We start from the raw sequence: 24,582 nt of genomic DNA, 5'->3' as shown, positions 1-24,582 counted from the left end.
ATAATTAGTTATTTTCATTGATCCCTTTTTTCAAGGCGTTCCATGCCAACGTTGCACACTTAATTCGAGCAGGAAATTTATTAACACCAGATAATGCTTCTAAATCCTCATAATCGTCAAAGGTAACCTCTTCACCCTGCATCAAATGCGAAAAGCGATCTGCGTAATCCAACGCCTGCTCAACTGTTTTTCCTTTTATTGCTTCTGTCATCATGGAAGCCGAAGAGATGCTAATAGAGCACCCTTCTCCTGTATGACGTGCATCCTTTACGATATTATCCTCAACGATAAGCTGTAAGGAAATACGATCCCCACAGGTGGGATTGTTTAATTCAATCGTAACTGAGTTTTCGTCCAATTTCCCCCGATTACGAGGTTTTTTATAATGATCCATAATGACGCGGCGGTATAAATCATCCAGTTCCATTAGGCAAAATACTCCTTCGTCTGGATTAAAGCCTCTACTAAGGAGTCAATATCCTGTTTCGTATTGTATAGATAAAAGCTTGCTCTAGCGGTAGAATTAGCCTCTAACCAACGCATTAGCGGCTGACAGCAATGATGTCCTGCACGGATCGCTACGCCTTTAGTATCTAAAACGGTAGCTACATCATGTGGATGAACATCAAGAAGGTTAAAGGTAATAACTCCTACTTCGCGGTGACGAGGTCCATATAAAGTAACTCCCTCAATTTCAGATAGACGTGACATGGCATAATTAGCTAGCTCTTTTTCATGCGCTTGAATAGCGTCCATACCAATGCTTTCTAGGAAGTCAATGGCAGCACTAAGTCCAATCGCACCTGCAATGATTGGTGTCCCTCCCTCAAACTTACCAGGAAGCTCCTTCCATGTAGATTCATACAAACCTACATCGTTAATCATTTCCCCACCAAATTCAATCGGCTCCATCGCTTCAAGCAAATGCTTTTTGCCATATAAAACACCGATGCCAGTAGGTGCACACATTTTATGGCCAGACAACGTATAAAAGTCGCAATCTAACGCCTGTACATCTATTTTCATATGTGGTGTACTTTGTGCCCCATCTACCACAATCACAGCACCATAACGATGTGCAATTTCTGCAATAGATTTTACGGGATTAACTACGCCTAATACATTAGATACATAAGCAATGGCAACAATTTTTGTTTTATCCGTAATTGTTTTTTCAACATCCTCAAGCTCGATGTGGCCGTCGGGTTGCATCGGTATATATTTAAGTGTCGCTTTCTTTCTTAGGGCTAGTTGCTGCCAAGGGATTAGATTACTATGATGCTCCATTTGAGTGATCACAATCTCATCACCCTCTTCAACATTAGCTTCACCATAGGAAGAAGCAACTAAATTAATGGCTGTTGTGGTTCCTCTTGTAAAGATAATTTCTTCAGCATGCTTTGCGCCAATAAACTTTGCTACCTTTATCCGAGCATTTTCATAGCCTTCTGTAGCTCTGCTTCCTAGAGTATGCACACCACGATGCACATTCGCATTATCCCACTCATAATAGTGCATGAGCGCATCAATTACAGCCTTAGGCTTCTGAGAACTTGCCGCACTATCCAAATATACAAGCGGGTGTCCGTTGACCTGTTGATGCAATATCGGAAATTGCTCCCTAATTAGTTCAGCATTCATTACGCTAACTTCCCTTCAATTAACCCTTGTAATTGCTTTTGAAGTTGCTCTAATGGGATATCTGAAACGACAGGTGCTAGGAATCCATAAATAATTAGACGTTCTGCATCTGCACGTGAAACACCACGAGACATTAAATAATAAATCTGCTCTGCGTTTACTTTACCCACCGAAGCGGCGTGACCTGCAGTAACATCATCTTCGTCAATAAGCAAAATTGGGTTGGCATCCCCACGTGCTTTAGGACTTAACATAAGCACTTTTTCAGTTTGCTCCCCATTTGCTTTTGTCGCACCCTTTTCAATCTTCGTGATTCCATTAATAATTGCAGTCGCTTCTTCTCTCATTACTGCGCGAGTAATCATTTGACTATCAGAGCTTTTACCGAAATGAATCGCTTTTGTTGTATAATTCAAACGTTGTGAACCAGAACCAACAGCGATAATTTTTGCATCAGAAGTAGAACCATTTCCATTTAGTATGGATAACGTTTCACTCATTGCATCACCGTTGTTCATTTCACCAACAATCCACTCGATGCTACCATCGTTATCAACGATCGCGCGACGATACGTTAGGTCAGTGACAGCAAGCTCAAACTGGTGCACAGAAGCAAATCTTACCTTTGCACCCGCACCAACAAAAACCTCTGCAACACCATGATGGACAACCTGCTCCACATTACCTGCAGAAATATAATTATCCACATAAGTAATTTGACTGTTTGCTTCTGCAACAACGATAACATGAGGTGCAAAACCTTTATTGCTATCATCTAACACAAAAATACTTTGAAGTGGAACTGAAATCTCGACATTTTTAGGTACGTATAAGAACACACCACCATGCCAAAGTGCTGAATGTAATGCACTAACTGCATTTTCGTCCGCCTTCACTGCAGTATGCAAATATTTCTGAACAAGCTCAGGGTGGTTAGCTACAGCACTTTGCAAATCTGTAAATATAACACCCTTCTCTGCTAATTCATTAGACAATGCTGTGTATACTGAACCAGAGTTACGGAAAACAACTAAGTTTGTGTGCTGTTCTTCATCTATCAATGAGCTTGCTTCAGCTGGAATTTCTGTTAACTGGGACAGGGCTGTCTGGTGAAGACTCCCGTAGTTTTGCAGGTTCCAACGCTCCAATTTTGTTTTTTCAAGTTTAGGTAATTGAAGCTCACCTGCCAAGGTGATGCCTTTAACTCTTGATTCTGTCAACCAAGCTGGCTCGCCTCGATTAGCAGAGGCTTGTTTAATTTCCTCTAAAGTGGTTGGCAGAAGTATTGATGTTGTCATATCGATTCTCCCCCCCGCTTAGTTTTCTTGTCCTACAGTTTCATCAACAATACCTAATTCTTCTTTAATCCAATCATAACCGTCTTGTTCAAGGCGTTCAGCAAGCTCTGGACCTCCAGATTTAACGATACGTCCTTGCATCATAACGTGAACAAAATCAGGTTTTACATAGTTCAATAAACGTTGATAGTGAGTGATGATTAAAAATCCACGTTCTTCACTACGCATTGCATTTACACCGTTAGCAACAATACGAAGAGCATCAATATCTAGACCAGAGTCAATTTCATCAAGCACAACAATTTTAGGGTCAAGCAACATCATTTGCAAAATTTCGTTACGTTTCTTTTCACCACCAGAGAAACCTTCGTTTAAATAACGGTGTGCAAATTCAGGATTCATTTCTAATTCCTTCATTTTGCCTTCCATTTGGCGGATAAATTTAATTAAAGAAATTTCGCTGCCTTCTTCACGACGTGCATTAATTGCACTACGCAAAAAGTCTGAGTTCGTTACACCCGCAATTTCACTTGGGTATTGCATAGCAAGAAATAGTCCTGCACGCGCGCGCTCATCAACTTCCATCTCAAGTAGATCTTCACCATCTAGCGTTGCTGTTCCTTCAGTTACTTCATATTTAGGATGTCCCATCAATGCAGAAGCAAGTGTACTTTTACCTGTTCCGTTAGGACCCATAATCGCGTGGATTTCTCCACCCTTAATTTCAAGATTAATTCCTTTAAGGATTTCCTTACCTTCAATTACTGCCTTTAAGCCCTCTACCTGAAAATGTGTAGACATAAGTTAAGCCCCTCCATTTTTATGAGTATGATAAATAATATAGTTTCCTATATTGATTACTTATATTGCTTTAAGCTATCACCTATATTATCATAATAATTATTAAATTATAATAATTCTAGTTGATTATCATTGATTCTCACATCATATTAACTCTTTTCGGTTATATTATCAACTTTTTGTGCGGAATATCACTTGGAATTTTGCATAATTCGTCGATTTTTACCGTAATTTTATTTTAGCTCATTCCTTTAGAACATTCCAACCAACCAGTAATTAATTAGAACCTAAATATGAAATGATATTGTACATTTTTTTACATTATTTTATATAAAAATAAATGCTTTAGGACTATGCGCCTACTCGTACTGGTGATATTATTATTTATATATGTTTTTTTATTAAAGGGTTTTGATCTAAATCAATTTTTTGCCTTTTTTTGCATCATGAAGTAATTATTGAAAATGTTTTTTTGGGGGAACTATGGAGAATAACAGCGACAACGCACAAGACGGATTAGGCTATCTATTTAATGTTGAGATTTTAGTAAAGGATTCCTCTAATGCCAAAGCCTTGCAGGAACTACTAAACGTATTAAATCAAGCCGACAAAATTATCGATTATCGTATCAATTCTGGAATGGAGTTAGGGAAAATTATTGAAGGCTTATTAGCTGAACAAAAGCAAGTTAAATTAAACAATGATCAAAAACAATCTGCAAGTAGCAATGAGGTAAAACAAAAAAACAATTCTTCTTCTACATCTAAACCTAAAAAAGAAGAAGTAAAAAAAGAATCTATTGGCGATTTTACAATGAGTAATGAATTTAATGAGTGGCTTAAAAAAATCATTTCGGAAAATAAACTTATTCGAATTGTTTATGATAAAGGTGGAAAAAGAGTAAGTATTCCTTGTCGTATCCTTAACTTTTTACCTGAAAGCTATGCCATTAATGTATATCATGTGGATGAAAAACAAGTCTATACGTTTAATCTAAATCAAATTATTGATTTTATTGAAAAATAACTCAAAAAAGCTATCATTCCTTCACTTATAGGGCTAGCCCCTGTGAGTGAGACAGGGTTAGTCCCTTGTGCTGGATGATAGCTCTTTTTATAAAATTTAGTTACGTTATTATTTATTCTGAATTATTGCAAAGGCAAACATAAGCCATCCAGTAATAAAACTAACTCCACCTAATGGTGTAATGGGTCCAAACCATCTAGCACCAGTTAATGACAAGCCATACAGACTACCAGAAAATAAAATTATACCACTTAAAAATAAGCGGTTTGCCCATAACAATTTTTTGTTATCTGTCCCCCACTGTGCTGCAACTAGAGTAGTCACCAGTATTCCAATGGCATGTATCATATGATAGTGAACCCCTGTTTTAAAAGTTTCTAACGCTTTTGCACTCAGCAAGGAACTAAGTATATGAGCCCCAAAAGCACCTAATCCAACTGCAAGTGCCATTAGAATAGCACCCATGACAAAATATTTCTTTTGCATGCTTTTATCGCCTCCCTAGTGAATTACTTTGCCAGAACCTTCATAAAAATGCAACGGAGTGGGGATTAAAATAGTATAATAATAGAAAATAGCTACAAATCGCTTTTTTTGGTAAAATAAAATTTGATATATTTTAAAGGCGCTATTCAGAAATTAGTACTTGACATCAACTGGAGCTTGTTAGCTACGATCCAGAGTGTTCTTGCGATTGTTGTTAAAATCATATTCCTATTATTGAAGTATATTTATGGATGGAATTTGATTTTAAGAGACAATCTTCAGAATCGCTTTGTCTCTTCGCTAGTTTGGGGTAGCAGTCAAGCACTTATTTCAAGATTGAGCCGTTTTAAATATGCTTTTGCTAAGCTAAAAATGAATCATCTAATTACTAAGGAGATACTTATGTCTAAAACTAAAATATTTACAGACAGCACCTCAGATTTACCTTCATCTTGGGCATCTCAATATGATATTGGTATTGTTCCGCTTTACGTTGTTTTTAATCAAGAAAGCTATAAAGATGGAATCGAAATTTCACCTAATGATATTTATAAAAGAGTAGCCGAAACTAATCAATTGCCAAAAACATCTGCACCAACACCTAAAGATTTTATGGATGCATTTGCACCAGTCATTGAGCAAGGCCATGATATCGTGTATATCAGCTTATCCTCACAAATCTCATCCACGTATCAAAATGCGTTAATTGCGGCAAGTGAATTTCCAGAGGGCAAAGTGCAGATTGTAGATTCGCTAACGTTATGTACAGGAATCTCCCTGCTAGTTATGAAGGCAGTGAAGGCGGCAGAGGAAGGAAAAAGTGCTAACCAAATCGTGACAATGCTAGAGTCGCTTCGCCACCAAGTAGAAACAGAGTTTGTCATCGACACATTGGAGTATTTATACAAGGGTGGTCGTTGCTCAGGGATGCAGCACTTTATAGGTAGTCTTTTGCAGATTCGACCTGTATTAAGACTTGTTGAAGGAAATATTATTCCTGCCCATAAGGTTAGAGGAAAAAAAGAAAAGGCAGTACAGCAAATGCTCAATAATGCCTTAGAAAATCGTCATCTGATGGACAGTGATCTTATTTTTGTCGTTCATACGTTAGCAGAAGAAGAGGCAATAAAGGTTGCAGCCATTTTAAAGGAACAAACCAACGTCAAGGAGATTGCAATTGCAGAAGCTGGTTGTGTCATTTCTAGCCATTGTGGACCTCATACACTTGGACTTATGTATATTAAAAAGGATTAATATCATCCACTTTTGTTACATATCCTCCCACAGGGACGAATATACTGATGTACAGTGATTGTACATCGGTAGTCACCTAGGGAGGTGTTTTTGTTATGTCATCATCTTCTCGAAACCCCTATAATTTTATCGTCTCAAGAGAGGACTGGTCCTTGCATCGCAAAGGTTATCAGGATCAACAAAGGCATCAAGAAAAAGTAAGAGAGGTCATTAAAAACAATTTACCTGACTTAGTTACTGAAGAAAATATTATTATGTCAAATGGCAAGCAAGTCATTAAAATTCCATTACGAAATTTGGAGGAATATCGGTTTATTCATAATTACCAAAAGCATAAGCATGTCGGTCAGGGAGATGGTCAGAGTGAAGTTGGTGATATTTTAGGCAAGGATACCCCTAGCCCTGATAAAACCCAAGGTGGGGAAGCTGGAAATCAACCTGGCTATGACGTCGTTGAAGCTGAAATCGAAGTTGAAGAAATTGAAGACATGATTTTTGATCAATTTCAGTTACCTTTTATTGAAGAAAAACAAAAGGATGAAATTGAAACGATCTCCTATCAGTTTAATGATATACGCAAAACAGGTATTTTTTCAAACATCGATAAGAAACGAACGATCCTCCACAATTTACGCCGCAATGCACGTCAAGGTAAACCAGGCATACATGGGATTTCCCCAGAGGATTTACGTTTTAAAACGTGGGAGGATGTTGTGGAGCCTAGATCCAATGCGGTCATTATTGCAATGATGGATACCTCTGGCTCGATGGGTAATTACGAAAAATATTGTGCGCGTAGCTTCTTTTTTTGGATGGTTCGGTTTTTACGGCGGCAATACCAGCATGTTGAAATAGTTTTCCTTGCCCACCATACCGAAGCGAAGGAAGTTAATGAAGATGACTTTTTTAATCGGGGTGAAAGTGGCGGAACGATATGCTCCTCCGTGTATAAAAAGGCGCTGGAGATTATTGATGAGCGCTTCCCCCCTTCCTCCTACAATATATATCCTTTTCATTTTTCCGACGGAGACAATTTAACCTCAGATAATGAACGTTGCGTCAAGCTGATTCACGAGCTATTAAAGCGTTGTAATATGTTTGGTTATGGTGAAGTAAATCAATACAATCGGGGAAGCACCTTAATGAGCGCTTATCGACACCTTAAGCATGATCACTTTATGCACTATATTATTAAGGAAAAAAGTGATGTTTATCGTGCCTTGAACCACTTTTTTGGGAAGCAGGATGAGGAGGTTGGAACGTGAGAACAGAGCTTGCTGAGCTAGAATATGCCATTGCGGAAATTATGGAAATTGCTGACAGCTTTGGTCTTGACTATTTTCCGATGCGTTATGAGATTTGCCCTTCTGATATGATTTATACGTTTGGTGCTTATGGTATGCCCACCCGTTTTGGACATTGGAGCTTTGGCAAAGCGTTTCATAAAATGAAGCTACAATATGATTTAGGCTTAGGTAAAATTTATGAGCTAGTCATTAACTCTAATCCTTGTTATGCCTTCTTATTAGAGGGAAATTCGTTAATTCAAAATAAAATGATTGTGGCGCATGTGCTTGCCCATTGTGACTTCTTCAAAAATAACTGCCGCTTTGCCGCAACGAATCGGGACATGATTGAAACGATGTCAGCCACCGCTGAACGGATAAAACACTATGAATTAAGATATGGTCGAAACCAAGTAGAACAGTTCATTGATGCCGTAATCGCCATTCAGGAGCATATTGATCCGCAGCTTATCCAACCACACCATATGAACAAACGCCGCCAAATGGAGAAATTAATTGAATTAGCAAAAAAAGATACTCAAGAGCAAGGAGAAATCCCCCTATTTCCACCTAAGCCTGAAAAGGATGTCGTTTGGTTTATTCAAGAATATTCCTCAACGCTAGAGGAATGGCAAAGAGATATAATGAGTATGCTGCGCAATGAAATGTTATACTTTTGGCCGCAAATGGAAACTAAAATTATGAACGAGGGTTGGGCTTCCTATTGGCATCAACGCATTATACGGGAGCTTCCTTTGTCCAGCGAGGAAACGATTGAATATGCTAAGCTTAACTCCTCTGTCGTACAGCCTTCTACTCATACGTTAAATCCTTATTATTTGGGGCTGAAAATTTTTGAGGATATTGAACAACGTTATAACAACCCAACGCAAGAGGAAAAAGAGCGACTGGGACGAAAACCAAACCGCGGCAGAGACAAAATATTTGAAGTCCGTGAGCTTGATAGTGACACTTCCTTTTTACGTAATCATATGACGAAAAAATTAGTCGAGGACTTAGATTTATATGTATTTGAAAAGCAAGGCACAGAGTGGAAAATTACAGACAAAGCTTGGGAGCATGTGCGTGATGAATTAGTAAATAGCCGAATTAATGGTGGCTTTCCTTATATTGTCGTAAGTGATGGGAATTATATGCGAAATGGCGAGTTATTATTGCGTCATCAATACCAAGGGACAGAGCTTGACCTCAAGTATCTAGAGAGAACACTACCGTATGTGCATGTGTTGTGGGGAAAAACAGTTCACCTTGAAACGATGGTGGAGGATAAGGGGCTGTTGTATTCATATGATGGGGTGAAGGTGAGTAAGAAATTTCTATGATGTTTTGGGCAGCGTGGCGTTTTGAAGGTTGTTTCGAGCGCTTTTAAATCTGGATTCCTCTATTTGAAGGGGTTAGGGAAGGAATCCAGATTTTAAATGCGCCGCTCCGCTTCTCCACAATCCTCCAAAACGCCACTGTAGTTTGAACATCATAGAGCAATTCCTTCCTCACCTTCGGAATTGCAGTATTAGGTTAATAAAAGCCTTCAAACTTGAGCTTTTATTAATATCGGTTGTTTCGTTTCATGGATGCTGCCAGCGCTCTTAAATCTGGATTCCTTTCATTGTACTATATTAGTAGGAATCCAGATTTAAATGCGCCCGCTCCGCTTGTCAGCCTCCTTCTTCTCAACTCCATATCACTGAGGGGCGATTCTTCATATATGGAATCGCCTATTTGGTTGGACTGGTTGTGCTTAGCTCACAACAATACTGGTTAGTATGGAAGTTGTGTTCACTTCCGTTGCACCTTCCATATTATTCTCTACTTCTAAACATACCTAAACTATACCCCTAAAGCTTCATGGAAGCTGTGTTCACTTCGTTGCACCTTCCATATTATTCTCTACTTCCAAACAGTCCTAAATCTTTACTTCTAAGCTTCATGAAAGCTGTGTTCACTTCGTTGCACCTTCCATGTCATTCACTTCTTACAGGCATTCCTAAAACTCTAGCTGCTCCTCAGAGCGCTATTAGAACTGATCAGCAGTTTGAAGTCACACATTAAAAAGCTCCTTCACCTACTGGGAATGTTCCCAGCAAGTGAAGGAGCTTTAGTTTAAGGGTAGTTCAACTATAGCAATATTTAATACGTAAACTATTACGATTATAACACCTTGCTAAGAAAGTCACGTGTTCTTGTTTCCTTCGGATTGCCGAACACTTCTTCAGGTGTGCCTTGCTCTACGATTTTTCCGCCATCCATGAAGAGGATGCGGTCGCCAACTTCACGCGCAAAGCCCATTTCGTGGGTCACGATCACCATCGTCATGCCGTTTTCGGCAAGCTTTTTCATGACGTCTAGTACTTCTCCAACCATTTCAGGGTCAAGTGCAGAGGTAGGCTCATCAAACAACATAACGTGTGGCTCCATCGCCAGCGCACGCGCGATGGCAATCCGTTGCTTTTGCCCACCGGATAGCTGAGATGGATAGGCATCTTTTTTATCCTCTAAACCAACTGTCTTCAGTAGGTTTATGGCAATTTCATTTGCCTTTTGTACGTCTAATTTTTTCACTTTAATTGGTGCCATAGTGATGTTTTCAAGCACGGTTTTATGCGGGAATAGGTTAAAATGCTGGAATACCATGCCCATTTTTTGTCTAGACAAATTAATATTATAGGATTTATCTGTAATATTTTGGCCTTCAAATGTAATCGTTCCACCTGAAGGGACTTCTAGCAGGTTCAAACACCGTAAAAAGGTACTTTTCCCTGATCCAGACGGTCCAATTAAAACAACAACCTCACCTTTTGTAATATTCAGATTAATCCCATTCAAAATTTGAAGCTTACCAAACTTCTTGGTCAAGTCATTAACGTTGATCACGACTCATTAGCCTCCTTTCGAACAAGCTCAAAATTTTAGATAAAGTAAAGGTTAGAATAAAGTACATAATACCAACTACGAGATAAGGCGTTAAGCCATCATAAGTCATCGTCACGATACTGTTAGCTTGATACATCATTTCTGCAAAGCCAACTAAGTATACAATCGAAGATTCCTTAATAATCGTAATAAATTCATTTCCGATTGCAGGTAATACCGTTTTTAACGCCTGTGGTAACACGATAAAACGCATCGTCATCCCTTGACTCATCCCAAGTGAACGAGCAGCTTCCGTTTGCCCACGGTCCACACCTTGAATCCCTGCGCGGAAAATTTCAGCCAAATAAGCAGAACTATTAATAATTAGCGTAATTGCCCCTGATTGCAGTGGACTAAATTTAAGATTTAATGCATCAACCAAACCATAATGAATAATAAATAATTGCACAAGCATCGGTGTGCCACGCAAAATTTCGACCCAGATTGATCCGATTGCTCTTAATACTTTTAAGCGAGACATCCGCATTAACGCCACAATAATACCTACAATAAAGCCACCCAACACCCCAATTGCGGCTAATAATAAAGTAGATTGTAGACCAGATAAATAGTAGTCTCGGTACTCCCAAAACACCTCAAATATTTTCATAGCTATGTTCCTTCCTCATCAAAACTTACAATACGATCTTTCATTAAAACCGCCAGGCATAAATCATGCCTTCATTTAAATTCCTACTATAATTGTCATATTTCTTACTCACACCTAAAATAAAACCCCACAAACTAAAAAAGAAAATGACCTGAACCGCCATTTTCCTGTCTAGGTCATTATTGTACTACGTTTTTTATTTTTTTTCAGCTAGCTCTGTTGCTTCTAGCACAAATTGCTCAATTTTATTTTCAGCTTTAAGTCTGTCTAACGTTTTATTTACTTGATTCACCATTTCGGTGTGTCCTTTTTTAATGCCTACCACATAACCTTCTTCTTCTGCCTCTGGTTTTGCATCGGTAATCACTAAACCTTCTACATTATTCACAAAGGATTTAGCAACAGGACCTTCCATAATTGCTACATCTACTCTGCCGGATTTCAATTGCATCACGATGTCAGAGTTTTTAGCTAATGAAGTTAATGTTGCACCTTCGATTTCTTTAGCAATTCCTTCTTGAATAGAGCCCATTTGCACACCAATTTTTTTACCTTTAAGCTGATCCATCGTTTTGAAGTTATCTTTATTTTCAGCCAAAGTCACTACTGTTTGCTCTGCTTTGTAATAAATGTTAGAGAAATCAATTTCTTTTTTACGTTCTTTTGTTGGGCTAAGTCCAGACAAGATCAAGTCAATGCGTTCGCCTTTAAGCTCATTTAATACGGAAGAGAAAGGCATATCTTTAATTTCTAGCTCTACACCTAAGTCTTTTGCAATTTCTTTTGCAATCTCTACATCAAAACCAACAATTTCATTTGTACCATTAGATGATTTAACTTGGAATTCATAAGGTGGAAAATCTGCACTAAGACCAATAATTAATTTACCAGACTCAATCGTAAGATCACTACCACTTGCTTGACTTGTCGTTGAATTTTTAGGTTGGTTTGCTTTATCTGAATCTGTATTTTTAGCAGCTTTTTGTCCACATGCACTTAACATAACAACAGATAAAATTAAACTTAATGTAATAAGACTCCATTTTTTCATTCTTTGTGATCCCCCTACTGTAATATCGATAACCTGACTAATTATAATATAGTTTGAATATATATGCAAAGGCTAATTTCGTAACTTTTAATTACCAATAATGTTTGCTATTTTCCTTATTTCTATGCTAAAAAAATACCCATGACCTCCCCTATTAAGGAATGTCATGGGTCATTTGAATATTCACAATCATAACTTTAACACTTTACAATTATCGATCTAACGCTTCAATTCAACACTCCAGATTTAACGATTTAACAAGCTTCCCACATAGCGAAGCAGCTCATTGGCACAAATAGGGCAATACCCATGCTCATCAATCAGACGTTTACTAACTTCATTAATTCGTTTTAATTGATTTTCGTCTGGGGTTTTGGTTGAGGTTGTAATTTTAACGATGTCCTTTAAATCTGCAAACAATTTTTTCTCAATCGCCTCGCGCAAGCGATCGTGATGGTGATATTGAAATTTACGCCCTTTTCGAGAATAAGCTGAAATCCGTATCAAAATTTCCTCACGAAATGACTTTTTCGCATTTTCAGAAATTCCAATCTGTTCTTCGATAGAGCGCATTAATTGTTCATCAGGATCAAGCTCCTCATCTGTGAGTGGATCTCGAATTTTAGTCCAATTGCAAAACGCTTCAATATTGTCCAAATAGTTATCAAATAACGTTTTAGCCGACTCCTCATACGAATACACAAACGCTTTTTGCACTTCTTTTTTGGCAAGCTCATCATATTCTCTACGCGCAATATTAATAAAGTTTAAATAACGTTCCCGATCCTCCTTCACAATGGAAGCATGTTGATCCAGTCCATCTTTAATCGCACGAAGAATATCAAGTGCACCCATGCAGGCGACATCCTGTTTAATTAGGGCGCTGGAAATGCGGTTAATGACATATCTCGGATCAATTCCCGACATGCCTTCATCTAAAAATTCAGTTTGCAATTCCTTTAAATCTGCGTCCCTGAAGCCTTCTACCTCTTCCCCATCATATAATCTCATTTTTTTAACAAGGTCTACTCCCTGTTTTTTGCTTTCCTTTAGCCTAGATAAAATAGAGAAAATGGCAGCAGAGCGTAATGCGTGTGGGGCGAGGTGAATATGGTTCATATCACTTTGCTTAATGAGCTTAGCATAAATTTTTTCTTCTTCAGACACCTTTAAATTATAAGGAATTGGCATCACAATCATCCGCGATTGCAATGCTTCATTTTTTTTGTTAGCAATAAAGCTTTTATATTCTGCTTCATTTGTATGGGCAACGATCATTTCATCAGCACTTATTAAGGCAAATCGTCCTGCTTTAAAGTTCCCTTCCTGCGTCAAGGACAATAAATTCCATAGAAATTTTTCATCACATTTTAACATTTCCTGAAACTCCATCAAACCCCGATTCGCTTTATTTAGCTCCCCATCAAACCGGTACGCTCTTGGATCAGATTCCGACCCAAATTCCGTAATGGTTGAAAAATCAATACTTCCAGTTAAATCAGCAATATCCTGCGATTTAGGATCAGATGGACTAAACGTACCGATCCCAATTCTCCGATCCTCGGATAAAAGCACACGCTCAACGGGAACATGCTCAATATCCCCCTGGAACTCCTGCTCTAATCTTAATTGACAAATCGGACACAAGTTCCCTTCAATTCTAATGCCTAACTCCTGCTCAATATGCGGACGTAAAGCATGTGGGATCAAATGTAATGGGTCTTCGTGCATAGGACAACCTGCAATGGCATACACTGCACCTTGTTCCGTTCGAGAGTATTGCTCAAGCCCTCGCTTTAACAAGGTGACGATTGTTGATTTCCCACCACTAACAGGTCCCATTAGCAACAATATTCTTTTCCGGACATCTAACCTTCGAGCTGCAGAATGAAAATATTCCTCCACCAGCTTTTCAATCGCATGATCTAATCCAAATATTTCTTGTTCAAAAAAGGCGTATCGTTTGCGACCATCCACTTCCTCGATCCCATACGATTTGATCATTTCGTACACTCTAGCATGAGCGGTCATTGCAGGTGTAGGATCCTTTGCAAGCAACTCTAGATAGCTTTTTAAATTTCCACGCCACTGTAGTGCATCACTTTCCGCACGATAGGCTGAAATGCGATCAAATATATCCATGCCAGTACCCCCTGTCATTTGTGGATTGCAGGACAGCTTTTACGGATATATGTAAAGGGCAAATTATCTGTAAAAGTGTATTACATACCTATGCAAGGAAACAACAATACTTGACCATTTTTTAAAAGCTTCTTATGTTCAGCCACATGTCATATTTGTATGCTACACTATAATGTGAACTAAGCATGGACAAGGGAGAGGACAATTTCAATTATGGCTGTTATGAATGAAAGTGAACTCTATGCACCACTTAAACATTTTTTTGAGCAAAGAGGTTATACAATCAAAGGTGAGGTGCGTTATTGTGATCTCGTTGGAATGAAGGATGGAAGCGATACGCCTTTAATTGTAGAAATTAAAAAAACCTTTACGCTTGCTTTATTACTGCAAGGACTGGATAGACAAAAATTAACCTCCAACGTTTACGTGGCTGTGGAAAAAAACCGCAGTAAAAAAGGAGCCCACAATCAGCGTTGGTCTGATATTACGTCGTTATGCCGTAGGTTAGGACTTGGCTTTATTACAGTCACCTTGTATAAAACAAAAAATCCTCTTGTAGAGATCATGTGTACACCACAACAAAACCTTGCTGTGGGCGTGCTTGGAAACCCTCCTCGTAAAAGCCCCAAGGGTGCTGCCCGTTTAGTCCACGAATTTAAAGAACGTTCAGGCGATTATAATGTAGGTGGAAGCTACGGCACTAAGCTAATGACCGCTTATCGGGAAAAGGCACTTCGTATAGCACTCGTGATGGCAGATGGGGCAATTATGGCACCAAGACAAGTGAAGGAACAGAGCGGAATCGGAACAACAGGGGCCATTTTACGTGATAACTATTATGGATGGTTTGAGCGAATAGCTAAAGGAAAATATAAGCTTAGTGCATTAGGGCTGGAAAGCTTAACCCAATATGCATCCGTCATTTCCGGCTGGGATCTCACCGCGGCGACCAAAGACAGTGATAGTAACGATAGCAACGTTAGCAAGAGCGAGCTGTAAAATCTTCTAAAATCTCTTGCAAAATACTTATTCCTTTTTTTATTATTGCCTCTGGGTATGCCGCATAATTAAAACGTAACCATTGCTCTTCCTGACAAGTAACACCATCACCCTCTTTGTATGTTTTTGCAATGTACCAAAAGTCAACACCTTGTAGCATCGCTGCCTGAAGCAAATGACGCGCTTGTAAGTCTGATCGTAGAGGGAACCAAATGTATATCCCCTCCTTTACAATGTGCCCTTGGTCAGCCTTACATCGGTGCCATTCCTCACTTTCCATCAGCTGTAGCATCAGTTTGGCTCTTGCTTCATATATCTCCTCCAACTGTAAAAGATGAGTTTCCCATGAAAATAACGGATCAGTGAGCTTGTAATGTAACCGTTGTGCGGACACAACCCCTTGCTTGTCATTCATAAAATCATCATTATGTTCTGCAAGTGACTTCACTTCTTCCGTTCCTACTATCCAAGCTAACGAAATATCAGGGAACCATAATTTTTGCAAAGAATAAATGTTATACGTAAATGGCGATTGTGGGAGTATGATGGGATGTAGAGTAGTGGTTTGATCAATGATAATAGGGAGTTTGTTACAATTGATGAATTTAGTTACTTCACTATCATTTAGCCAGTTAATAACTTGCTGTGAACCTGACCCTGCAATGATACAAGCAGGAGCTTGGAGATTAAATTGCCGCTGAAGCCAGTCTAGCTGAGCAGGCGGTTTTATTATTTTAATGTTTGCTTTTTTATCTTTCAGTAATCTAGTAACTTCCGGGGCCAAGGGAGGCACGATCCAGATTTGTTCAGCACGTTCTATAAGCTGCGCTAGTAATTGACTCCACAACTTTTCAATACTTGTTGCAATCCATAATTTATCCACAGTGCTGTTACCCATAAAATGTGTCTTAATCCACGATAACAACCAGCTTTGTAGTTCATCTCCATTCAGTCTATTTGCGCCCCAATCTCGTGGTAGCACCACACCTCCATCCCCACAATTTTGAGCAAATGAGATCATTGTCCCTCGTTTTTTATGTCTCTTTACCGTTTGCAAAACATGAGCAGGCAGCTGTTGTACTAACTCGTCGAGCCACACTTCCATTCCTCTTTCCCCTCTCCCATAAAATAGGAAAACTAGGTTAGCTTTTTGATAATAGAATAGGGTCATGTTAAAATAATAGCTGGAAATCATAGAGAGGTGATTGTAATGTCTTACCCTACGGAGCCTACACCAACAACTCTGGCTTCACCAAACAACAGGCGAAATCGGAGGCCTTCCGTAAAAAATGTTTTAATAACTTGGATCGTTTTAATTATTTTAGGTGCTACAGCAACAGTGCTATATAGTAACTATATGAAGAAATCGATGCTGGAACAACTCAATTTACAAATGACTCAGGAAATTAACACCATGAAAAAGGACAACGCGGCAAAAATAGAACTTCTCACTGCTCAGGTAACGGAGCTAGAGGGCAAAGTCCAGACATTTAACGAGTTGCTCACCTTCACTAAAGATAATAGCAATGACAAAACGGATAACAGTAACAAGCTCTATTCTCAATTAAATGATGTAAAGAAGCAGCTTTCTAAGCTTCAAGCACAAATGGACTTATTAAAATGATTGCACCACATAAACAAATAAATCGTTTCTTCTTATTATTAGCAGGTCCCTTGCTTGGACTATTCATTGGACTTGTAATTAGTGGAGTAACGATTCAATTATTAGCTGTGAATGAAAGTTTGTCTGAGCCTGAGACGTTATCCAACCAGTTAGTCAGTATTAACGAGGAGTTACAGCATTCCGAAAACTTAGCACGCAGTATAAGCGCTTCGATGAAAAAAACTGTCGATTTGTATAACAAAACGACGTCTACGATGAAATCAATTAACCAGTTATCGAAAAAAACAGCGGAGCAGCCAGAGAACATCTATAATAATCGGATTACAACAAAGCTGGGAACGCCGTATGCCAACATCCAAAGTGATAAAATTCGAATTGAGATGTACAAGGTTAAGCCAGGTACCTATGAAGGTTATGCGATGAAAATCAAGCTCAAATCGGCGGATGCCATGAAAATGGTGTTAGCCAAGGACAAGCTTGGTGCTGCCGAAACGACACTACAGGCGGTTCAGCGATCTGGCGCAGTTGCAGGAATTAATGCGGGTGGGTTTGCAGATAGCAAAGGGCAACGTTATCCATTAAGCACTACCGTTTTGGATAAAAAATATGTTGGAGGCTTCGAACCTACATACAAGGATTTATTTTTTGTAGGCTTAAATGAACAAGGTAAGCTTATTGGCGGCAAATTTAGTCAACAAGCTCAGCTTGATTCACTTGGACCTGTATTTGGAGCTTCTTTTGTCCCCGTGCTTATGCAAAATGGAAATAAAACGACCATCCCGGATAAGTGGAAAACCTCACCATTACGCGCACCACGTACAGTCATTGGCAACTATAAGGATGACCAACTCATTGTTTTTGTCGTGGATGGTTATGATGAAAGAGGTGGCTCAGGAGCGACGCTAGAGGAATTACAAGGCAGAATGGTCAAATGGGGCGTACAAAATGCCTACAATTTAGATGGCGGTGGCTCCTCCTCCCTTGTTGTTAACAGTCGAGTTGTGAATCGTCCTTCTGATGGCAGTCTAAGAGCTGTACCTACTCATTTTCTATTTTTTAAATAGAGGAACTATATACGAATTAATGGATGACCCTATGGAGATGGAAGTCTCTTTTCGCTAGTTGAGGGTGATGGTCAACAACTAGTTCAAATGAGTACACAAATGGAGATATATCTTTAGAGGATTTTTTCTCTTTAAGATATATCTCTTTTTAGTTTGTTTCACATTTAATTTATATTATTTAAACAAATCCGGGTACATTTCCTTCGCTAAAATCTCCATACCATCAATCGTATTGTACCCATATCCAAATAAATAGTTGTATTCTACAGCGTAAATTTGTTTATTTTTAATCGCCTTCATACTGGATAACTTAGGGTTATTATATAAGCCTTCTTTAATTTTATCAGGCGTTGCTCCCCCTGTTGCTGTCCAATTTGGAATAATTAACACATCTGGGTCAGTAGCAATTAAGGTCTCTATGCCCACGTCCGCAGTTTGCCCATCAAAAGCATTAGTCAGCTTCACCATTTTCATCGAATCATTTAAAAAGGATTCATTCCCTGCTGGATAAACAACAACTTCTTTGTCATCAGACATGTGTAAGTAGACAAACGTTTTAGAATCAGTAATCGTCGCCAATTTGCTTTCAATTCCTTGTTGTCTTGCCTGTAATTCCTTAATGTAGCTCGCAGCCTTTTCCTGTACATTAAAGATTTTCCCTACATTTTCAATATCCTTATAGACAGATTCATAAGTGCTCCCTGTCACAGAGGACTCTAGTACATACGTTTTTACACCCATATCATTTATGCTATCAACGGTACCTACACCCCAATCAGCATTATCAAACAAGCCGCCACGGCCAAAAATCAGATCAGGATTAACACCAAGCGCAACCTCTTTGTTAATATAGCCAGTACTTAATTTTTTTAATTTTTCATACTCCGCTGACACTGTTTGATCCGCTTCTCCAAAATCAGCACCAACAGCAGCAATTTTATCAGCTAAGCCTAAATGTAATAGTAATTCTGCGGCAGGCTTGGTCGTTGTCAACACTCTTTCGGGCGTCTTATCAAACACCTGATCTTTCTTTTCCCATGTCGTTCCACCTTCGACTTTTTTATAGTTTTGGATGGTGAGCGGATAACTCGTTTGAGTAGATTCCTGTTGAGTATTGCTAGCTACATTACTATTCACTTTTGTGGTATCCGTTGTTTTGGCATCATTTTTACTCCCACAAGCACTTAACACCAATACTATAGCTAATAAAGTTGCCGTTACCATTACTAGATTTCTTTTCATGAAAATGTTCCCCCTAAATTAAATTCCGTATGCAAAGCTCAATCCTTTTGTAACTGGATTAATGTATGTTTGGCATTTTACTTGATAAAGCGATTCGATCGTTTCCGGCGTTAACACCTCTTGTGGTGTTCCATGCGTATATACTTCACCGTCTTTAATCGCATATAAATAATCACAATAATAAGCAGCAGTTTCTAAATCATGGAGTGCGGCTAGCACACCAATGTTTAAGCCTTTTACACAGGATAAAATTTCAAGCTGATACCGAATATCCAAGTGATTTGTTGGCTCGTCCAAAATCATAAATTGTGGCTGCTGTGCAATTGTACGAGCTAAAATCACCCGTTGCTTTTCACCACCAGATAGGGACAAAAAGCTGCGATCCTTGTACGTTATTAAATTAGTCCTTTGTAATGCATCCTCTACAATGTCATAATCTTCTCTCTTATCGCTTTCAAGCATCTTTTTATGTGGTGTACGTCCTAACATGACCATCTGAAGCACCGTTAAATCAAAATGCATTTCATTAAATTGGCTCACTACCCCTAACTGTTGAGATACCTTTTTCTCAGAGGTTTTCAGTAGATCAAGATCACCTAAAAAAACAGTTCCATTTTGGGGTACTAAGCTTTTATAAATACTTTTTAATAAAGTAGATTTGCCACAGCCATTGGGTCCAATTAGCCCTACAAATTGCTTTGCTTTGACCCATACTGAAACGTTTTTAACAATATCCTTTTTGCCAAGCGTAATTCCGATTTCGTTTGCAGTTAATTCCATTGCATTACCCTCCGAAATTGTAGCCTTTTTTAACAATCATATAAATAAATAATGGCGAGCCAATGACAGAAGTAATAATGCCAATGGGTAACTCCACATTTTGGATTAGCGTTCTGGATAAAATGTCTGACCAGATTAAAAACAATCCGCCTAATAGCAACGTAGCTAACGTCAATTTACGATGGTCCGCACCAAATACACCTCTAGCAATATGCGGAATAATTAAGCCAACAAAGCCGATCATGCCCGAATACGCAACCATCGTGCCCGTAATTAATGCCGTAGCAATCATATATAATTTGCGGTAAACACTTAAATTAATGCCTAATGTAACAGCCGATTCGTCTCCTAACAGCATTGTATTTAATACGCGGTATTGTGAAAGAAATAAAGCCACACCCACAACAATAACAACCGCTAGAATCGGAGTTTTGTCCCAGCTTGCAGATGCCAAGCTTCCCATTGACCAAAAGGTAACTGATTTAATCCCTTCCGCATTGTTAGCAAAATAAACGATGAGACTTGAAAATGCACTACATAAAGCCCCAATCACCACACCTGACAAAACTAGCTTGACAGAGGTTGCTCTGCCACCGATGCTAGACAAGACCAGCACCCCAAACGCTGTAATTAACGCACCTGTAAACGCACCAAAGGCGATCCCGAATTGCGATAGTATTGCACTACTTCCAAATCCAACTAAAATTGCAAAGGTTGCCCCAAGTGATGCCCCTGAGGAAATGCCAAGTATGTAAGGATCAGCAAGTGGGTTTTGAACTACCGCCTGCATAACGACACCACATAGAGATAAGCCTACTCCAATCAGCAAAGCGAAGATAACTCTAGGCATCCGAACCTGCAAAATAATATTTAAAAATGATGGGTTGTCAATATGCTCGATTGACCCAAAATGTCCATTTGTAACGGAATGAAGCATAATATTCATCGCTTGATCAAAGGGAATATGAACTTGTCCGATGGAGACAGAGAATACTGCTGAAACGGCAATCAAACCTAACAAAACAAAAATAAAAACGTAATACCAGTTACCAAGCCTTTGATCCACGCGTGGATTACTCACGAATTCACCTCCTTATGTAAAAGCTCACAAATGATAATCATCTTGATATTGATAATCATTATCATAATATACGATGAATTAGTTAAAATTACAATCCATAATTTGAATTTCTCATGATTTTTTGACAAAATAAAAAAGATATCTCCAGCGCCTTTTCAGGTTTATGAGATATCTTTTTTACATTTTATAGTTATTTTTACGCAGCTTTAGATAACTAATAGGTATCTTAAATTTTTACTTGCGCTAAGCTACCACCTTTAACAAATAATCGCTCAATTGATTTCTCTACCGCAGGATCAGCAACCAATGGTGGAGCCTGGTGTGGCTTAGTACGAGCGTCTATAATCATTTGGTCACATCCCCAATGCTTGAACCGATACCCGCTATTTACACCATATATATCATGGGATGGATTGCTTCTCGTAAAAGTGACCCATAGGAAGTTTTTTATATCCTCACTAAGGAAAGAAGCATCATCACATAAAATGATCATTGGGCAACCCTCAAGTCCACCTCTGTTTGCCAATTCTTGTCCTAATGTATTCATCTCATTTTGCTCATTTTCATAGTCTGTAAAGGTAGGCCCTTGCAATGCCACAATACCTGGCATTACTAGCTTAGCAGAGTCATAGCCACGAAGCTGTCGTAATGTACTTGGCACCTCTGTGCACAACGTTCTTTTTTGATCGCCATAAGCTGCAAATACGACTTTACTTCCTTGGTTTAATCCAGAGCCAGAATAATCAAGCGTATCGATCGTTGTATTAGTATGAAAATGAATATCACGATGCAAATCCATGCGCTCAAGGATATAGGTTACAAAATGCTCAATATTGTGTGTGCTTAGTTTTTGATCCTCTTCTGCAGTGATAAATAAGTATTTTGCTAAACTAAGCTGACCCGTTCCCAAAACTCGATTAGCTAATGTTAACAGCTCTGCGGGTTGCTTTGTTTGTTGATAAGGGGTATACCGCTCACTCCCAATTGCAAATAACAACGGATGAACTCCTGCTGCATCCACTGCATGTACTTCTTTTAGCCCAGGGATTTCTTGACCAATCGCATCACCTGTAATTTCATGAATTAATTCACCAAATGACGTATCCTCCTGTGGTGGTCTTCCTACTACCGTAAATGGCCAAATCGCATTTTGTCTTGCATATACTTTATGCACCTTCATAACAGGAAAGGGATGAACAAGACTATAGTAACCTAAATGATCACCAAAAGGGCCTTCAGGCTTCGTACCTTCAGGATATATTTCGCCTGTAATTACGAAATCCGCATCATTACTAATACAATAGCCGTCCACATAGCTATACCGAAAACGACGTCCTGAGAGCAAACCATTAAAGGTCATTTCGCTTAATCCTTCAGGAAGTGGCATAATTGCAGCTATCGTATGTGCTGGTGGGCCTCCTACAAAAATACTCACCTTCAGTGGTTTTCCTTGCAATGTTGCTTTATGCTGATGCACACCAATCCCACGATGAATCTGATAATGCAAGCCAACCTCATGATCTAGCTCATAATCATTTCCGTCTAACTGAATCCGATACATTCCTAGATTAGAATTCATAATACCAGGATGCTCTGGATCTTCAGAGTAGACCTGAGGTAACGTAATAAAAGCCCCCCCATCCATCGGCCAATGCTTGATCATAGGTAAATCAGATATGTTAATTTCCTGTGCCATAACGGGACGTTGCCCCTCCGTTTTCCAAGGCAAGGCATGAAGAGCTGAAAATGCTGTTTTTACATGCTTAAAAGGATTTTTTAAAGCCTGCATCGGATTGCCTCTTAAATTAATGACAGATTGCGCAGACTCAAGTGTATCTCTAAACATAAATTTACTACGTTCCATAGTCCCAAATAAATTAGAAACGGCACGAAATTTAGTGCCCTTTACATTTTCAAATAAAAGGGAAGGACCCCCAGCCTCATACACCTTCATATGAATGGCAGCCATTTCAAGATAAGGATCTACCTCCTCCTTAACTCGGATTAAGTGACCATGTCTTTCTAAATCATTTACACAATCCTCTAAACTGCGGTACATGCCATAAGCTCCAATCTATCTTGTATTTTCATTAGTAAGAAATTTAATAATATCTAGTCATTCATTGCAATCATTAGCTTTATTTAAGCTATCTATTTAAGTTAAAAGGAATTCATAGTTGTTGTCAAATGAGCTAGCTTTAAACAAATGCTGAAAAAGCAAAAAACGCACCCAATTTCTTGGATGCGTCATGTGTGTAGCATAATTCACTTACGTGAAAATTATGCAAATTGGTTCATTTCAGTCATACACTGAGAACAAATTGTACGTTCCTTAAATTCAGAAACTTCTACCATTGAACCACAAAATACACATTTAGGGCGATATCTTTCAAGAATAATATGATCTCCTTGTACTAAAATCTCTACAGGATCTCCTTCATTCATTTGATATCTTTTACGTAAAGATTTAGGCAACACAATACGCCCCAATTGATCTACTTTACGAACCACACCAGCCGGTTTCATAATTTTGCACACCTCTCCTGTTATAATACACAAATATGTAAAATAATTAGTAAATCGATCTTCCTATATTTCGCCATTAATTTCTTAATTCCTGCTACGTTTCGACAAAAATTGTGAATAATTAATTCATATTTTCAAAATTTAACTGTCTTAGCGCCTCATATACAACAATTGCAGCAGAATTCGACAAATTTAGCGATCGAACTTTATCTGTCATGGGCAAACGCATCAGGGTATCTGGATGGTTTTGTAAAATTTCGGGTGACAATCCTTTGGTCTCTTTACCAAATACAAAAAAGTCCCCATCCTGAAACGTAAAATCACTATATCTTTTGGTTGCTTTTGTAGTAGAGAAAAAGAATCTGCTTCCCTTATACTTTTCTTCGACTTCAGCAAAAGAATCGTGATATTCAATATTCACCGCATACCAATAATCAAGACCTGCCCGCTTTAAAGTGGCATCATCTGTACGAAAGCCAAGTGGCCGTACCAAGTGAAGATGGACGCCTGTTGCCGCACATGTTCTTGCAATATTTCCTGTATTTGCAGGAATTTCCGGTTCAACAAGTACAATATGTAAAGCCATTTTCTTATTCACCCCAAACCTTTAGTTGCAAATTACTACATTTTAATGCAAAAACCTTTCGCCGTCAAACAGCAAAAGGTTTTTAGTAATTTTCGTATATTTTTAAGGCTCAACATATTAATCAGTGCTTGACAATCTTTGGGGTGGGAGGCTA

At 38.7% G+C, this 24,582-nt stretch carries 23 protein-coding genes; 7 read left to right on the top strand and 16 right to left on the bottom strand.

Translation table 11 applies throughout. The features are described 5' to 3' along the window. Window positions 1-4: 4 nt before the first annotated feature. The 4 genes from sufU to sufC are packed head-to-tail and all read right to left on the bottom strand — an operon-like array spanning window position 5 to window position 3,740. Window positions 5-427 carry a Fe-S cluster assembly sulfur transfer protein SufU gene (sufU, locus tag J2Z32_RS09505; protein ID WP_210088920.1) on the bottom strand — a complete coding sequence of 141 codons (423 nt, stop codon included), beginning with the start codon at window positions 425-427 and terminating at the stop codon, window positions 5-7. Further along, window positions 427-1,641 (bottom strand): cysteine desulfurase, encoded by a 1,215-nt coding sequence (locus tag J2Z32_RS09500; protein WP_210088919.1) that lies wholly within the window; start codon window positions 1,639-1,641, stop codon window positions 427-429. Before J2Z32_RS09500 ends, sufU begins: the two co-directional genes overlap by 1 nt. Continuing rightward, a complete protein-coding gene (gene sufD / locus J2Z32_RS09495; protein WP_210088918.1) occupies window positions 1,641-2,939 on the bottom strand; it encodes a Fe-S cluster assembly protein SufD in 1,299 nt (432 codons plus the stop codon). Before sufD ends, J2Z32_RS09500 begins: the two co-directional genes overlap by 1 nt. A gap of 18 nt (window positions 2,940-2,957) precedes the next feature. Further along, entirely contained in the window at window positions 2,958-3,740 is a 783-nt protein-coding gene (gene sufC / locus J2Z32_RS09490; protein WP_210088917.1) for a Fe-S cluster assembly ATPase SufC, read from the bottom strand. A gap of 483 nt (window positions 3,741-4,223) precedes the next feature. On the opposite strand from sufC, the gene J2Z32_RS09485 reads away from it, so the two are divergent. After that, on the top strand, window positions 4,224-4,766 hold the full coding sequence (locus J2Z32_RS09485) for a hypothetical protein (RefSeq protein ID WP_210088916.1): 543 nt from the start codon (window positions 4,224-4,226) through the stop codon (window positions 4,764-4,766). A 108-nt stretch (window positions 4,767-4,874) separates the two neighbouring features. On the opposite strand, the gene J2Z32_RS09480 is transcribed toward J2Z32_RS09485, so the two are convergent. Beyond that, complete coding sequence (locus J2Z32_RS09480; RefSeq protein WP_210088915.1) at window positions 4,875-5,252, bottom strand: DUF423 domain-containing protein; 378 nt, start codon at window positions 5,250-5,252, stop codon at window positions 4,875-4,877. 402 nt (window positions 5,253-5,654) lie between these two features. On the opposite strand from J2Z32_RS09480, the gene J2Z32_RS09475 reads away from it, so the two are divergent. The 3 genes from J2Z32_RS09475 (at window position 5,655) to J2Z32_RS09465 (ending at window position 9,135) form a co-directional block, all read left to right on the top strand. Then, entirely contained in the window at window positions 5,655-6,506 is an 852-nt protein-coding gene (locus J2Z32_RS09475; protein ID WP_210088949.1) for a DegV family protein, read from the top strand. A 95-nt stretch (window positions 6,507-6,601) separates the two neighbouring features. Next, complete coding sequence (gene yhbH / locus J2Z32_RS09470; RefSeq protein ID WP_210088914.1) at window positions 6,602-7,771, top strand: sporulation protein YhbH; 1,170 nt, start codon at window positions 6,602-6,604, stop codon at window positions 7,769-7,771. Further along, a complete protein-coding gene (locus J2Z32_RS09465; protein ID WP_210088913.1) occupies window positions 7,768-9,135 on the top strand; it encodes a SpoVR family protein in 1,368 nt (455 codons plus the stop codon). Before yhbH ends, J2Z32_RS09465 begins: the two co-directional genes overlap by 4 nt. Window positions 9,136-9,961: 826 nt before the next feature. On the opposite strand, the gene J2Z32_RS09460 is transcribed toward J2Z32_RS09465, so the two are convergent. The 4 genes from J2Z32_RS09460 to J2Z32_RS09445 form a co-directional block, all read right to left on the bottom strand. Next, entirely contained in the window at window positions 9,962-10,684 is a 723-nt protein-coding gene (locus tag J2Z32_RS09460) for an amino acid ABC transporter ATP-binding protein (protein WP_210088912.1), read from the bottom strand. Continuing rightward, complete coding sequence (locus J2Z32_RS09455) at window positions 10,671-11,333, bottom strand: amino acid ABC transporter permease (RefSeq protein WP_210088911.1); 663 nt, start codon at window positions 11,331-11,333, stop codon at window positions 10,671-10,673. Before J2Z32_RS09455 ends, J2Z32_RS09460 begins: the two co-directional genes overlap by 14 nt. Window positions 11,334-11,529: 196 nt before the next feature. Continuing rightward, on the bottom strand, window positions 11,530-12,384 hold the full coding sequence (locus J2Z32_RS09450) for a transporter substrate-binding domain-containing protein (RefSeq protein WP_210088910.1): 855 nt from the start codon (window positions 12,382-12,384) through the stop codon (window positions 11,530-11,532). A 246-nt stretch (window positions 12,385-12,630) separates the two neighbouring features. Continuing rightward, window positions 12,631-14,526, bottom strand: coding sequence for a PrkA family serine protein kinase (locus J2Z32_RS09445; protein ID WP_210088909.1), 1,896 nt, complete (start codon window positions 14,524-14,526; stop codon window positions 12,631-12,633). Between the two features lie 213 nt (window positions 14,527-14,739). Between J2Z32_RS09445 and J2Z32_RS09440 the strand changes: the two genes are divergently transcribed. Continuing rightward, on the top strand, window positions 14,740-15,525 hold the full coding sequence (locus tag J2Z32_RS09440; RefSeq protein WP_210088908.1) for a DUF2161 domain-containing phosphodiesterase: 786 nt from the start codon (window positions 14,740-14,742) through the stop codon (window positions 15,523-15,525). Here the strand turns inward: J2Z32_RS09440 and J2Z32_RS09435 are convergent. Further along, a complete protein-coding gene (locus J2Z32_RS09435) occupies window positions 15,506-16,630 on the bottom strand; it encodes an aminotransferase-like domain-containing protein (protein ID WP_210088907.1) in 1,125 nt (374 codons plus the stop codon). The two genes, J2Z32_RS09440 and J2Z32_RS09435, sit on opposite strands and share 20 nt — an antisense overlap. Window positions 16,631-16,735: 105 nt before the next feature. Between J2Z32_RS09435 and J2Z32_RS09430 the strand changes: the two genes are divergently transcribed. Both J2Z32_RS09430 and J2Z32_RS09425 read left to right on the top strand, forming a co-directional pair. Then, window positions 16,736-17,149 (top strand): hypothetical protein, encoded by a 414-nt coding sequence (locus J2Z32_RS09430; protein WP_210088906.1) that lies wholly within the window; start codon window positions 16,736-16,738, stop codon window positions 17,147-17,149. Next, a complete protein-coding gene (locus tag J2Z32_RS09425) occupies window positions 17,146-18,213 on the top strand; it encodes a phosphodiester glycosidase family protein (protein ID WP_210088905.1) in 1,068 nt (355 codons plus the stop codon). Before J2Z32_RS09430 ends, J2Z32_RS09425 begins: the two co-directional genes overlap by 4 nt. Before the next feature lie 174 nt (window positions 18,214-18,387). Here J2Z32_RS09425 and J2Z32_RS09420 read toward each other — a convergent pair whose 3' ends face one another. The 6 genes from J2Z32_RS09420 to trmL form a co-directional block, all read right to left on the bottom strand. Further along, complete coding sequence (locus tag J2Z32_RS09420) at window positions 18,388-19,455, bottom strand: ABC transporter substrate-binding protein (RefSeq protein WP_210088904.1); 1,068 nt, start codon at window positions 19,453-19,455, stop codon at window positions 18,388-18,390. An 18-nt stretch (window positions 19,456-19,473) separates the two neighbouring features. Continuing rightward, window positions 19,474-20,235: an ABC transporter ATP-binding protein gene (locus J2Z32_RS09415; protein WP_210088903.1), complete on the bottom strand. Its 762-nt coding sequence runs from the start codon at window positions 20,233-20,235 to the stop codon at window positions 19,474-19,476. A gap of 4 nt (window positions 20,236-20,239) precedes the next feature. Then, window positions 20,240-21,316 (bottom strand): FecCD family ABC transporter permease, encoded by a 1,077-nt coding sequence (locus J2Z32_RS09410; protein WP_342453940.1) that lies wholly within the window; start codon window positions 21,314-21,316, stop codon window positions 20,240-20,242. Window positions 21,317-21,542: 226 nt separating this feature from the next. Then, window positions 21,543-23,375 carry a UbiD family decarboxylase gene (locus J2Z32_RS09405; protein WP_210088902.1) on the bottom strand — a complete coding sequence of 611 codons (1,833 nt, stop codon included), beginning with the start codon at window positions 23,373-23,375 and terminating at the stop codon, window positions 21,543-21,545. A gap of 221 nt (window positions 23,376-23,596) precedes the next feature. After that, window positions 23,597-23,842, bottom strand: coding sequence for an AbrB/MazE/SpoVT family DNA-binding domain-containing protein (locus tag J2Z32_RS09400; RefSeq protein ID WP_210088901.1), 246 nt, complete (start codon window positions 23,840-23,842; stop codon window positions 23,597-23,599). A gap of 121 nt (window positions 23,843-23,963) precedes the next feature. After that, window positions 23,964-24,428, bottom strand: a complete 465-nt coding sequence (gene trmL / locus J2Z32_RS09395) for a tRNA (uridine(34)/cytosine(34)/5-carboxymethylaminomethyluridine(34)-2'-O)-methyltransferase TrmL (RefSeq protein WP_210088900.1) — start codon at window positions 24,426-24,428, stop codon at window positions 23,964-23,966. Between the last annotated feature and the right edge of the window lie 154 nt (window positions 24,429-24,582).

Source organism: Paenibacillus turicensis (assembly GCF_017873435.1).
Classification (GTDB): Bacteria; Bacillota; Bacilli; order Paenibacillales; family Paenibacillaceae; genus Fontibacillus; species Fontibacillus turicensis.
This window is presented reverse-complemented; position numbering and strand designations above follow the sequence as displayed.

Coding starts and splice junctions, on each gene's coding strand:
- sufU (WP_210088920.1), bottom strand. CDS start 427: ATGGAACTGGATGATTTATACCGCCGCGTCATTATGGATCATTATAAA.
- J2Z32_RS09500 (WP_210088919.1), bottom strand. CDS start 1,641: ATGAATGCTGAACTAATTAGGGAGCAATTTCCGATATTGCATCAACAG.
- sufD (WP_210088918.1), bottom strand. CDS start 2,939: ATGACAACATCAATACTTCTGCCAACCACTTTAGAGGAAATTAAACAA.
- sufC (WP_210088917.1), bottom strand. CDS start 3,740: ATGTCTACACATTTTCAGGTAGAGGGCTTAAAGGCAGTAATTGAAGGT.
- J2Z32_RS09485 (WP_210088916.1), top strand. CDS start 4,224: ATGGAGAATAACAGCGACAACGCACAAGACGGATTAGGCTATCTATTT.
- J2Z32_RS09480 (WP_210088915.1), bottom strand. CDS start 5,252: ATGCAAAAGAAATATTTTGTCATGGGTGCTATTCTAATGGCACTTGCA.
- J2Z32_RS09475 (WP_210088949.1), top strand. CDS start 5,655: ATGTCTAAAACTAAAATATTTACAGACAGCACCTCAGATTTACCTTCA.
- yhbH (WP_210088914.1), top strand. CDS start 6,602: ATGTCATCATCTTCTCGAAACCCCTATAATTTTATCGTCTCAAGAGAG.
- J2Z32_RS09455 (WP_210088911.1), bottom strand. CDS start 11,333: ATGAAAATATTTGAGGTGTTTTGGGAGTACCGAGACTACTATTTATCT.
- J2Z32_RS09450 (WP_210088910.1), bottom strand. CDS start 12,384: ATGAAAAAATGGAGTCTTATTACATTAAGTTTAATTTTATCTGTTGTT.
- J2Z32_RS09445 (WP_210088909.1), bottom strand. CDS start 14,526: ATGGATATATTTGATCGCATTTCAGCCTATCGTGCGGAAAGTGATGCA.
- J2Z32_RS09440 (WP_210088908.1), top strand. CDS start 14,740: ATGGCTGTTATGAATGAAAGTGAACTCTATGCACCACTTAAACATTTT.
- J2Z32_RS09435 (WP_210088907.1), bottom strand. CDS start 16,630: ATGGAAGTGTGGCTCGACGAGTTAGTACAACAGCTGCCTGCTCATGTT.
- J2Z32_RS09430 (WP_210088906.1), top strand. CDS start 16,736: ATGTCTTACCCTACGGAGCCTACACCAACAACTCTGGCTTCACCAAAC.
- J2Z32_RS09425 (WP_210088905.1), top strand. CDS start 17,146: ATGATTGCACCACATAAACAAATAAATCGTTTCTTCTTATTATTAGCA.
- J2Z32_RS09420 (WP_210088904.1), bottom strand. CDS start 19,455: ATGAAAAGAAATCTAGTAATGGTAACGGCAACTTTATTAGCTATAGTA.
- J2Z32_RS09415 (WP_210088903.1), bottom strand. CDS start 20,235: ATGGAATTAACTGCAAACGAAATCGGAATTACGCTTGGCAAAAAGGAT.
- J2Z32_RS09405 (WP_210088902.1), bottom strand. CDS start 23,375: ATGTACCGCAGTTTAGAGGATTGTGTAAATGATTTAGAAAGACATGGT.
- J2Z32_RS09400 (WP_210088901.1), bottom strand. CDS start 23,842: ATGAAACCGGCTGGTGTGGTTCGTAAAGTAGATCAATTGGGGCGTATT.
- trmL (WP_210088900.1), bottom strand. CDS start 24,428: ATGGCTTTACATATTGTACTTGTTGAACCGGAAATTCCTGCAAATACA.